The 11,338-nt window shown below is 28.1% G+C and carries 10 protein-coding genes; 7 read left to right on the forward strand and 3 right to left on the reverse strand.

What is annotated here, in order from left to right; all coding sequences use genetic code 11:
* Positions 1-2 precede the first annotated feature (2 nt).
* Positions 3-1,247, forward strand: coding sequence for an NAD(P)/FAD-dependent oxidoreductase (locus ABXT53_RS01370; protein WP_415290881.1), 1,245 nt, complete (start codon positions 3-5; stop codon positions 1,245-1,247).
* Complete coding sequence (locus ABXT53_RS01375) at positions 1,240-2,007, forward strand: DUF1365 domain-containing protein (RefSeq protein ID WP_415290882.1); 768 nt, start codon at positions 1,240-1,242, stop codon at positions 2,005-2,007. The genes ABXT53_RS01370 and ABXT53_RS01375 overlap by 8 nt, the downstream gene beginning before the upstream one ends.
* A gap of 32 nt (positions 2,008-2,039) precedes the next feature.
* Here the strand turns inward: ABXT53_RS01375 and ABXT53_RS01380 are convergent, their stop codons facing one another.
* Positions 2,040-2,477, reverse strand: coding sequence for an Lrp/AsnC family transcriptional regulator (locus ABXT53_RS01380; protein WP_415290883.1), 438 nt, complete (start codon positions 2,475-2,477; stop codon positions 2,040-2,042).
* 153 nt (positions 2,478-2,630) lie between these two features.
* Here ABXT53_RS01380 and putA point away from each other — a divergent pair, with 153 nt between their 5' ends.
* The 3 genes from putA to ABXT53_RS01395 all read left to right on the forward strand — a co-directional run bounded on the left by putA (position 2,631) and on the right by ABXT53_RS01395 (position 7,527).
* Positions 2,631-5,666, forward strand: a complete 3,036-nt coding sequence (gene putA, locus ABXT53_RS01385) for a bifunctional proline dehydrogenase/L-glutamate gamma-semialdehyde dehydrogenase PutA (protein WP_415290884.1) — start codon at positions 2,631-2,633, stop codon at positions 5,664-5,666.
* 120 nt (positions 5,667-5,786) lie between these two features.
* Positions 5,787-6,965, forward strand: a complete 1,179-nt coding sequence (locus ABXT53_RS01390) for a class I SAM-dependent methyltransferase (RefSeq protein ID WP_415290885.1) — start codon at positions 5,787-5,789, stop codon at positions 6,963-6,965.
* Between the two features lie 13 nt (positions 6,966-6,978).
* A complete protein-coding gene (locus ABXT53_RS01395) occupies positions 6,979-7,527 on the forward strand; it encodes a DUF3833 domain-containing protein (protein WP_415290886.1) in 549 nt (182 codons plus the stop codon).
* Here ABXT53_RS01395 and ABXT53_RS01400 read toward each other — a convergent pair.
* Positions 7,524-8,285: an SDR family NAD(P)-dependent oxidoreductase gene (locus tag ABXT53_RS01400; RefSeq protein ID WP_415290887.1), complete on the reverse strand. Its 762-nt coding sequence runs from the start codon at positions 8,283-8,285 to the stop codon at positions 7,524-7,526. The two genes, ABXT53_RS01395 and ABXT53_RS01400, sit on opposite strands and share 4 nt — an antisense overlap.
* A 21-nt stretch (positions 8,286-8,306) precedes the next feature.
* On the opposite strand from ABXT53_RS01400, the gene ABXT53_RS01405 reads away from it, so the two are divergent.
* Both ABXT53_RS01405 and ABXT53_RS01410 read left to right on the forward strand, forming a co-directional pair.
* Positions 8,307-8,774 (forward strand): TspO/MBR family protein, encoded by a 468-nt coding sequence (locus ABXT53_RS01405; RefSeq protein ID WP_415290888.1) that lies wholly within the window; start codon positions 8,307-8,309, stop codon positions 8,772-8,774.
* A 2-nt stretch (positions 8,775-8,776) separates the two neighbouring features.
* Complete coding sequence (locus tag ABXT53_RS01410) at positions 8,777-9,880, forward strand: NAD(P)/FAD-dependent oxidoreductase (protein WP_415290889.1); 1,104 nt, start codon at positions 8,777-8,779, stop codon at positions 9,878-9,880.
* A gap of 4 nt (positions 9,881-9,884) precedes the next feature.
* On the opposite strand, the gene ABXT53_RS01415 is transcribed toward ABXT53_RS01410, so the two are convergent.
* Positions 9,885-11,336: a protein adenylyltransferase SelO gene (locus tag ABXT53_RS01415; protein WP_415290890.1), complete on the reverse strand. Its 1,452-nt coding sequence runs from the start codon at positions 11,334-11,336 to the stop codon at positions 9,885-9,887.
* Between the last annotated feature and the right edge of the window lie 2 nt (positions 11,337-11,338).

Consider the following 11,338-nt stretch of genomic DNA (forward strand, 5'->3'; position numbering starts at 1 on the left):
AGATGAAAATTGCTGTAGTGGGTGCGGGCATATCAGGATTGAGTGCTGCTTACTATCTATCAAAAAAACATAAAGTAGATTTGTTTGAAAAAGAAAATCAGTTTGGTGGCCATGCAAATACAATAAAGGTCGCTTACAAACCTAATAAAGAAATTCCAATAGATATTGGATTTATGGTTTTTAATAAGCAAACATATCCAAATTTAATTAATTTTTTTTCAGAAAATAAAATAGAGATTGAAAAAAGTGATATGTCATTTTCTGTCACTGTAGAAAATAGTGACTTAGAATATTGTGGAAAAGGATTAAGTGGAATTTTTTCCAATAAAAAAAACTTATTTAATCTAAAATTCATAAAAATGTTTTTTGAAATTTTAAGTTTTTATAAAAACTGTGAAAAAATAGAAATTAAAAAAATTAAATCAATAACATTAGGAGAATATTTAAAAGAAATAAAAATTTCAGATTATTTTATTAATTATCATATTATACCAATGGTATCTGCAATATGGTCGATGCCACCTTTTGAAGCAACACAAATGCCATTATCTTTTTTTTTAAGTTTTTTTAAGAATCATGGACTATTTAAAATTAAAGATAGACCTCAGTGGTTTACAGTTGCAAATCGAAGTAAAACTTATGTTGATAAGATAATAGGTCAAGTTAGTGGTGAACATTTTAAGAATTACAATATAAATAAAATTACCAGAAATGATTTAGGTGTTAAGATTTTTTATGGAGAAGAAAATGAGTTCTTTGATTATGATAAAGTTGTAATAGCGACCCATGCAGATGAAGCATTAAAGATAATTGACAATCCAACTCTAGATGAGGAGTCAATATTGAAAAAATTTAAATATAGAGCTAACACTGCAGTAATACATTTTGATGAAAGTATTATGCCTAAAAATAAAAAAGCATGGTGTGCTTGGAATTCTTCAATGGATTCAGCTAATAATGAAAAGACAGCTGTAACATATTGGATAAATCAGCTTCAAAATTTAAAGATAGATAGAGATATTTTTTTAACGATAAATCCATTTAAAGAAATTCCAAATAATAAGATATTTAAAAAGGTAGCATTTACTCATCCTTATTACGATACAGAAGCGTTAACTAATCAAAGTAATCTACACAAAATTCAAAATAAAAAAAATATTTTATTTTGTGGCAGTTATTTTGGTTATGGTTTTCATGAGGATGGAATAAAGTCGTCTATTGATATGCTAAAAACACTTAATGATTAAAAATTCTTATATTTATACAGGAAATGTAATTCATAAAAGGTTTAAACCCAAAATTCATAGCTTCAATTACAGAGTATTTTCACTACTTATAGATTTATCAGAAATAAACCTATTGGACAAAACCTTAAAGATATTCTCATATAATAAATTAAATATTATTAGTTTCTTTGATAAGGACCATGGAGCAAGAGATGGAAGTTCTCTTAAGGACTGGGTTTTAGTTAATCTCAAAAGAAATGATATTGATACTAACGATGTTCAAATTAAACTTTTATGTTATCCAAGGATATTTGGGTATGTGTTTAATCCGTTAAGTGTTTTTTATGTGTATGACAAAAATTCAGATTTAATATCTATTTTATATGAAGTTAAGAACACATTTGGTGAACAGCATGTTTATGTTTTTAAAACTAAAAAAGACCAAAATCTGATTCAACATGTGTGTAAGAAAAAATTTCATGTATCTCCGTTTATTGAAATGAATTGCATTTATTTTTTCAGACTATTGAAACCTGGTAATAAAATATCTGTAATAATTGACTTGAATGATCCAGTTGGCAAAATATTATATGCTTCACAAGATGGTATTAAAAGCGAATTAAATAATTACAACCTTATGAAAGCTTATTTAAGACATCCATTGATGACATTTAAGATTATTATCGCAATACATTTTGAGGCATTTAAACTATGGACAAAAGGAATTAAATTTATAAAAAAAAAAATTAAAGTTAAAAACAATATTTCTATTGAAAATTAATATGAATTACTAAATTAAGGATATTTTATGGATTATTCTTTTACACTTTCCATAGAAACAAATGTAGAAGTAGATGCAACATTAGGTAATGAGGATATTTTTTCAGATAATAATAAACGATATGTGTTTATATTGTTAGTTCTAACTTTTAATAAATAATCAAAGTTTCCTGCAATCATATGGCATTGTTCAACGGCTTCTAATTTTCTTACCTCAGAATTAAATTGATCTAGTGCTTTAGCTCGTGTATCTGACAAAGAAATTTGAACAAAGGCTATGTGTGCCTTTTCTAACTTTTTAAAATTTATATGAGCATGATAGCCAAGAATATATTCTTGTTGTTCTAATTTTTTGATTCTACTTTGGCATGGTGAAATTGATAGGTTAACAGCTTTTGCTAGCTCACTAAGTGTAGTTTGTGCATTTTTTGCCAGTAGTGAGATTAACTGTTTATCTATTTTATCTATCATAGTAAAATTTACCGATAATTTCTAATACACCATATTATTTACTATTTCAAATATATTTATAAGCAATTAATTCTACTATTTTCATTAATACAGTAATTATTTTTAGTCATTTTAGTCTAATTTTCTAGTTGTTTATCAGCAAAATTATCTATTATGAATCATATATTCAAACACAAATATACTGACCAAGCTTCATTGGTTAATAATCATTTAATAAAAACAATTGGAAACTTTTCAGAAATTAATCACAGTAAAATTGATAACCTTTCACGTCAAATCATAGACAGCGCAATAAATTATAAAGAAATAAGCTCATTTGCTAAATTAATACATGAGTTTTCATTGACTAGTAACGAAGGTGTTGTTTTAATGTGTTTAGCAGAAGCATTACTTAGAATACCTGATGCCGCAACTATAAATGATTTAATTGAAGATAAAATTCCCATCGGAGATTGGAATAAACACATAAAGAATGAAAATGATGTTTTTGTAAACATTTCTTCTATAGCATTTTTGTTAACAGGAAAAATAGTAGAAGAAAAACCTCAAGAAAATAAAAATATTTTAGTCAAGATGGTTAAAAATCTATCTGGTCCACTATTAAGAAATGCCATTAAACAAGCAATAAATATTTTAGCTAAACAATTTGTATTTGAGAGAGATATAAAAAAAGCAATTAAACAAAGTGATAATAAAAAAAATGATAAATACACTTTTTCATTTGATATGCTTGGTGAAGCAGCAGTAACTTATGAAGATTCAGAAAGATATTACAGTCAATATGAAGAAGCTATCTTACAGACAGGAAAAAGTTTAAATCCACATAAAAAAAGTATTTCAATTAAGCTATCATCATTACACCCAAGATATGAAAGAAACAAATTTGATTTACTAAAAAAAGAACTATTACCAAAAATTTTTAAACTTGTGGAATTAGGTAGAGAAAATAAAGTAGATATTTGTATTGATGCTGAGGAAGCTGATAGACTAAATTTATCACTTTTCATGTTTAAAGATATTATTGAAAGCAAATTAATTGACAATGTTTATCATGGTTTTGGATTTGCTATTCAAGCATATCAAAAAAGAACATTTTTCTTATTAGATTGGCTCAATGATTATTTACATAGTGTTGATAAAAAAATTAATATTAGATTAGTCAAAGGTGCATATTGGGATACAGAAATCAAAATTGCTCAAGAAGAAGGTTTTAAAAACTATCCTGTTTTTACAAAAAAATTTGCTACAGACATATCTTATCTAGCTTGTGCACATAAACTATTAGTAAACAAAAATATCTTTTCACAATTTGCCACTCATAATGCACATAGTATTTCTTATATTCATACTCTTTTTGAAAATAGAAATTTTGAATTCCAAAAATTACATGGGATGGGTGATGAAATATATTCATTTTTAGAAAATAAACCTGATTTTAAATGTAGAGTATATGCTCCAGTAGGAGGCTATAAGGATTTATTGCCATATTTAGTTAGAAGGTTATTAGAAAATGGTGCGAATACATCTTTTATCCATCAGTTAAAATCCAAAAATTTTGATATTGATAAATTGATTCAATCACCACTTTTGAAGCTAGATAAGTTAAAAACTGATAAAATTCCTTTACCAGTGAGCATTTTTGGCAATAGAGATAATTCAAAAGGTCTGGATATAAGCGAAGAATCTGTGATTAATAATTATAAAGTTATAAAAAAACTAAATAATATAAATGCATTTTCAATTATAAATGGCGAAGACAAAAAATCTGATAAAAAATTCGATATTATTTCACCAAGTGATTTTACCTTATTAGGTTCAAAATATTTTGCTACAGATCAAATCGTTGATGAAGCAATTAATAGTCTAAAAGATTATTCTATATATTGGAAAAATTTTCCAATTAAAAAAAAATCAGAAATTATTTTAAATTTTGCCAATTTAATTGAAGAAAATTTTAAGGAAATAATTGAAATATGTGCACAAGAATCTGGCAAAAGTATTAAAAATTCTATAGCTGAAATTAGAGAGGCTGTTGATTTTTGCAGGTACTATTCTAATGAAGCAAACCTAATATTTAAAGAACAAATTCTTAAAGGTCCAACAGGTGAACTTAATAGATATAGATTAATAGGAAAGGGATTAACTTTAGTAATTAGCCCATGGAATTTTCCTATAGCAATATTTGTAGGACAAACAATAGCTGCACTAATTACTGGTAATGTTGTTTTAACGAAACCTGCAGAACAATCTTCTTATGCAGCATATTTTATAATTAAACTTTTATTAAAAGCAGGATTACCTAAAAATTCAATTGCCTTGATCTTGGGTGACGGTGCATTAATTTCCAACAAAGTTATTAATGATAAAAAACTTAGAAATGTTTTATTTACTGGCTCTCTAAATACAGCAAAAATTATCCAATCAAACTTACAAAAACAAGAAAGTATTACTAATTTTATTGCAGAAACAGGTGGTTTAAATTGTATGATTGTTGATAGCTCAGCTTTACCAGAGCATGTTGTTAAAGATGTTGTGAATTCGGGATTTGATAGTGCTGGACAAAGATGTTCAGCTTGTAGAATTTTATGCGTAGAAGAAAATGTATACAAAAAAATTAAAGAAACATTAATTGGTGCAATGAATACTCAAGATATTGGAAACCCAGAAAAACTTTCAACAGATATTGGACCAGTAATTGATGAGGAGGCTTACAATAGTATAAAAAAACATATTGATAATTTTGATAATGTTTATCAAACAAATTTTCAAAATGATTTAGGATATTTCATTCCACCAACTTTAATAGAAATAAAAAGATTAAGTGATTTAAAAAATGAAGTTTTTGGTCCTGTAGTACATATTGTTAAATATAAAGCTTCAGAATTAAATAAATTAATTGATGACATTAATGATTTAGGTTTTGGTTTAACATTAGGTATCCATAGTAGATTAGATAAAACTATTGATAAAATCGTTTCTAAAGCAGAAGTTGGAAACATTTATATTAATAGAAATATGATTGGAGCCGTTGTTGGTGTACAGCCATTTGGTGGCTTTGAAAAATCTGGAACAGGACCTAAGGCAGGGGGGCCTGAATACCTGAAAAGACTATGTTATGAGCAAAGTATATCAAATAACACAGCAGCTATGGGTGGTAATGCATCCTTATTGGCTGAAGTTGATGACTAAACTTTACTAATAAATCACCTTAAACCTCTTACTTTATCTGCAATTTTGCGTCATTTAATTCTCAAATAAAAAGAATTAAGTTCCCGTTTAAATAAAAATTAAAAAATATAATAAGAATTTATGTTAATTTATAAAATTTCTGATTCAATCGTATTCAATGCATTAAAAAATATTAAGCATGGTTTTCTTGAAATTAAAAAAGTTAATGGAGAGGTTTTAAAATTTGGTAATCCAGATGATAATTTAAAAGTTTTCTTAGAAATTAAAGATGAAAGCCTTAATTATAATCTGATTAAAAGTGGTAGTGTTGGATTAGGTGAATCTTATATGAAAGATTTTTTTATAACAAATAACCTATCTGATTTAATTGAGTTAACTGCAAAAAATATAAATATTATTTATAAATTTTCAGGTATTTTTGATTTACCATTCATTAATTTTTTAAAAAATAAAATTATAAAAAATACCAAAAACCGAAGCAAAGAAAACATCGCAAAACACTATGATTTGGGAAATGATTTCTTTTCTTTATGGCTTGATAAAACCTTAACTTATTCCAGCGCTATATTTGAGAACCCTAAGCAAGATCTTTTCAATGCTCAGAATAATAAATACCAAAAATTGATTGATCTTTTAAAACCAACAAATGGAAGTAAAATTTTAGAAATTGGTTGTGGTTGGGGGGGATTTGCAGAATACCTGGGCACTAATTATGATGTTAAATTAGATTGTATCACCATTTCAAAAAAGCAATTTGAATTTGCAAAAGAAAGAATCCATAAATGTGGACTTAATGAAAAAGTAAATATTGAAATAAAAGATTATAGAGATTTAAAGAGTAAATATGATCATATAGCATCTATAGAAATGATAGAGGCAGTAGGACAAAACTATTTAGATAGCTATTTTAACACAATCAAGAATAATCTAACTTCATCAGGCACAGTGGGTATTCAAGCTATAACTATCGATGATAACTTGTTTGATAGATATAAAAATAAACAGGACTTTATCCAAAAATATATTTTTCCTGGAGGTTTTTTACCTTCTAGAAATGAATTACAAAATTATGTTGATACTAATGGTTTAAAGTTTGATGAATACAATTCATATGCCAATCATTACTCTGATACTTTGATTATTTGGAGAGAGATATTTAACAAAAAGTGGGATTTGATTAAAGAGCAAGGTTTTGATTTAACATTTAAAAGAATGTGGGAATTTTACCTGTCTTATTGTGAGGCTGGCTTTAAATCAAAAAATATAGATCTAATTCAATTTTCATTACAAAATAAATAACAATAGGAGAGACATGATAAACTTTAAGAAATTTAAATTAACGGTATTAATAATTGCTTTATTCTTTACGGTAAGTTGTATAAACAATAACTCTATGAAACCAACAGATTTTAAAAATACAGAACCGTCAATGACTATAGAGAAATACTTTGAAGGTCCTGTTAAAGCATGGGGTCTATTACAAGATCGTAGTGGTAAGGTTACTAGACAATTTAAAGCAGATATGACAGGTAGTTTTGAAGGAGATATTTTAACTCTTAAAGAAGATTTTTATTGGACAGATGGAGAAAAACAAAATCGAATATGGAAAATCAAAAAGATTGATCAAAATTATTATGAAGGATCTGCACCTGATGTTGTAGGAACTGCTAAAGGTTACCAATATGGGTCAGCTTTTAAATTTGAATATGACTTAATGGTCCCATTTAAAGGAAAGAACATTAAAGTTTCTTTTGATGATTGGATTTTTAAACAAGATGAAGATGTAGCAATTAATCGAGCCACACTTACAAAGTTTGGATTTAAAGTTGGTGAATTGACAGTTTTCTTTAAAAGAAATTAATAATCAATCTTCTTCATACCTCTAGCAACTAGTTTAAAATATAAACTACTAGGTAGCATCTGAAGAAATTTTAAAAAATATGTAAAGGCTTTTGGGAAATGTATTTCAAACCCTTTTTTAATTACTAAGCCTTTATAAATTTCATCTGCAGCAAATTCTGGGGTTTTGATCATGGGCATTGGAAAGTCATTTTGATCAGTCAAAGGTGTTTTTATGAAACCAGGACTGATTAATGAAACGCGCACGTTTACTCTTTTCATTTCAAAATATAAACTTTCTGCAAAACTAGTAAGCGCTGATTTTGAAGCACAATATGCACCAGCGGCAGGTAATCCTCTGTAGCCTGCAACAGAAGACATTATAGATATATGGCCCTCTTTTTTTTCAGAGAAATAGTCATAGACCGAATTAATTGAATTCATTGTTCCAAAATAATTAACTTCCATTATTTCTCTTATTTTATCTAAGTTGAATCTTTTTTCTGATTTCGGATCATGCGTGCCAGTACTGAACACACATATATCGATATTTTCAAATTTTTTTACAATATCATTGAAGACAGCTTTACATTGTTCTGTATTTGTAACATCTAAAGGAAATGAATGGATATTTTCATTCTCAGTATGCAACTCTTGTAATAAGTTTTCTCGTCTAGCTGAGGCAGCAACTGTCCATCCTTCTTTAGCAAATTTTAGAGCTAAAGACCTACCAATTCCACTACTAGCGCCAGTGATCCAAATTACTTTTTTATCATTCATTAAGTAATGTATAATATGATTATGTTAAAAAACAAATTTTTATCTTTTTTATTATTTGCAATAATAACTTACTCGGCATCTGTTATTGGAGGTATTGCAACTATTGGATTTAAAGAGCCTTGGTATTCATTATTGATAAAGCCATCATACAATCCACCAAGCTGGATCTTTGCACCTGTTTGGACAACACTATATTTAATGATGACTATTGCCATATGGTCTTTTTGGCATAGTAAAAAAAGAGACATAGATACGATTTATATTTATATCGTTCATTTAATTTTTAATACAACTTGGAGTATAGTATTTTTTGTTTTTCATAAAATTTTATTAGCATTACTAGTTTTAATTATTTTAATAGCTTTAATAATTTTATTAATGCAAAGATTTAAGAAAATAACTTTAGTAAGTTATTATTTAATGATTCCTTATTTACTTTGGTGTTTTTACGCATTAATTCTTAACTTAAGTTTATTTATTTTAAATTAATTATGGACGATGTTGTAATAATTGGCGGTGGTATCATTGGAGTTGCGACAGCTTATTTTCTATCTAAAGAAGGTCGAAAAGTTAAAGTTATAGAAAAAGATCCATCATACAAAGAAGCCTCATTCCCTTTATCCCTGGGTGGCTTTAGGAGACAATTTTTTCAAAAAGAAAATATTTTGTTAGGTAAATTTGCAAGAGATTTTATTTTTCAAATACCAGAATTACTCAAAACTAAAAAAAATCCTAACCCTACAGCTAGTATGGTACCAAATGGTTACTTATTAATGTTTGGACCTGAGCATGCAGAGGAACAGTATAGAGCGTTAGAAAACCATAAAGAGTGTGGAGCTGGAACAAAAAATATAAAAGGTTCAGAATTATCCAAGGTTTTTTCTTACATTAACGATGAAGGTATAGAAACTGCCACTTATACAGATGATAAAAGTGAGGGTTGGATTGACCCTTTTATGTTTCACAGTGCTTTAAAAAGCAAGGCCACGGAACTTGGGGCTGAATTTATTAAGGGAGAAGTAAAAGAAATATCAGAAATTAATGCTAAGATAATTATTTCTGCTGCAGGTTGTTGGACTAAAAAAATATTAAACGATATTCCTGTTATTCCACAAAAACACACTGTTTTCAGAGTTAAGTGCCCAACATATATATCTGAAATGCCTTTATCTGCTGATTTAACAACTGGTGTTTATTGGAGGCCAGAGGGCAAAGAATATTTAGCTGGTTCTCCAAAATCTACTTTTGATGCAACAAATCTTGAACCTGCTTGGGATGACTTTGAGGAGTTGGTATGGCCAGCTTTAGCAAAAAGAATTCCAATGTTTGAAGAGCTTAAATTAACTGGTGCTTGGGCAGGATTTTATGATCATAACCAACTAGATAGTAATGCTATTGTTGGTAAGCATCCTAAATACGAAAATGTATATATAGCTTCGGGTTTCACAGGAAGAGGATTACAACAAGCACCTGGCATTGGCAGAGCTTTGACAGAACTTATAACAACAGGTTCTTATCAAACTATAGATGTAAGCGCTTTTAATGTTGAAAGAATATTTAGTAAAGAAGCTAGACCAGAACCTTACGTATTATAACGTATTATGTTCCACAAAAAGTTTGATATTTCTTATCGCTGTGTGGAGCAGGTGACATAAATTCTAAATCATCGCTATTAACTAAATATGGATTTTTTAATATTTTTATTAAACTATTAAACAATGTTAAATCACCATTACTTGCTAATGCTAAAGCTTCTTCAACTTTATGGTTACGAGGTATTACCATTGGGTTAGAAGAATTCATTAACTCCATAGATTTATCATGGGTATTAGCAAACATTGCTAATCTTTTTACCCATTTAATTTTCCATAAATCAAAGTCGGCATTAACATAAACTTCAGAATTTTTAATTGTCTTATTCATCAAAAAAATAAAGGTATTTGTATAGTCTGCTTTATTTTTCTGCATCCAATTTAATAATTCCATAATTAAATTTTTATCTTCTTTATCTTCACCATATAATCCAAGTTTATCTCTCATCATATTTAACCATTTTGTTTCATAATTTTCTTCGAATTTATCTAAAGCTTCTGTGGCTAATTTAATCGCTTCCTCTTCATTTTTACTAATAAGAGGAATAAGACATTCAGCAAACCTTGTTAAATTCCATTTGGTAATTTTTGGTTGATTATCATATGCGTATCTACCTAATTGATCTATTGAACTAAAAATTGTTTTAGGATCATAAGCATCCATAAACGCACATGGACCATAATCTATTGTTTCAGCAGATATAGACATATTATCAGTATTCATAACTCCATGAATAAAACCGACACGCATCCAGTCAATTACAAGTTGGGTTTGTTTTTCGATTAAAACGTTCAGTAAGTCTAATGCTTTATTCTTTGATGATTTTATATTGGGGTAGTATTTTTCAATTGTGTAATTAATTAAGATTTCTAAATCACTAATATTTTGTTTTGCAGCAATGTATTGAAATGTTCCAACCCTTATATGCCCTAAGGCTACCCTTGTAAGGATTGCACCTTTCGAAATTTGCTCTCTAATCACATCTTCACCAGTTTTAACCACTGCTAAACTTCTAGTGGTAGGTATTTTTAAAAAATGCATTGCTTCACTTATTATATATTCTCTCAACATTGGGCCTAAAACAGCCCTACCATCACCACCTCGTGAGAATGGAGTTCTACCTGAACCTTTAAATTGTATATCAAATCGCTCATTACTTTTGGTAAGATGTTCGCCAATCAAAACAGCTCTTCCATCGCCAAGCATTGTAAAATGACCAAATTGGTGACCGGCGTAGGCTTGCGCTATAGAGTTGGATCCTTCAGGTAGCATATTTCCTGAAAAAATTTTTGATAAATCGTCATCATTAATATTTGAAAAATCTAGATTTAATTTATTTGCTAGATCTTTATTTAATATTAATATTTCTGGTGAGTTTACAGCAACAGGGTTGATATCTTCTTTGAATGTTTTTGGTAATCTTGAATAACTATTGTCGAAATGCCAACCAATTGTCATTT

Origin of the sequence: Candidatus Pelagibacter sp. Uisw_136 (genome assembly GCF_047720275.1) — a bacterium.
GTDB lineage: Bacteria > Pseudomonadota > Alphaproteobacteria > Pelagibacterales > Pelagibacteraceae > Pelagibacter.

What these genes read in the sequence shown, in the direction of transcription:
- ABXT53_RS01370 (WP_415290881.1), top strand. Translation starts at nt 3, where the DNA reads ATGAAAATTGCTGTAGTGGGTGCGGGCATATCAGGATTGAGTGCTGCT.
- ABXT53_RS01375 (WP_415290882.1), top strand. Translation starts at nt 1,240, where the DNA reads ATGATTAAAAATTCTTATATTTATACAGGAAATGTAATTCATAAAAGG.
- ABXT53_RS01380 (WP_415290883.1), bottom strand. Translation starts at nt 2,477, where the DNA reads ATGATAGATAAAATAGATAAACAGTTAATCTCACTACTGGCAAAAAAT.
- putA (WP_415290884.1), top strand. Translation starts at nt 2,631, where the DNA reads ATGAATCATATATTCAAACACAAATATACTGACCAAGCTTCATTGGTT.
- ABXT53_RS01390 (WP_415290885.1), top strand. Translation starts at nt 5,787, where the DNA reads ATGTTAATTTATAAAATTTCTGATTCAATCGTATTCAATGCATTAAAA.
- ABXT53_RS01395 (WP_415290886.1), top strand. Translation starts at nt 6,979, where the DNA reads ATGATAAACTTTAAGAAATTTAAATTAACGGTATTAATAATTGCTTTA.
- ABXT53_RS01400 (WP_415290887.1), bottom strand. Translation starts at nt 8,285, where the DNA reads ATGAATGATAAAAAAGTAATTTGGATCACTGGCGCTAGTAGTGGAATT.
- ABXT53_RS01405 (WP_415290888.1), top strand. Translation starts at nt 8,307, where the DNA reads ATGTTAAAAAACAAATTTTTATCTTTTTTATTATTTGCAATAATAACT.
- ABXT53_RS01410 (WP_415290889.1), top strand. Translation starts at nt 8,777, where the DNA reads ATGGACGATGTTGTAATAATTGGCGGTGGTATCATTGGAGTTGCGACA.
- ABXT53_RS01415 (WP_415290890.1), bottom strand. Translation starts at nt 11,336, where the DNA reads ATGACAATTGGTTGGCATTTCGACAATAGTTATTCAAGATTACCAAAA.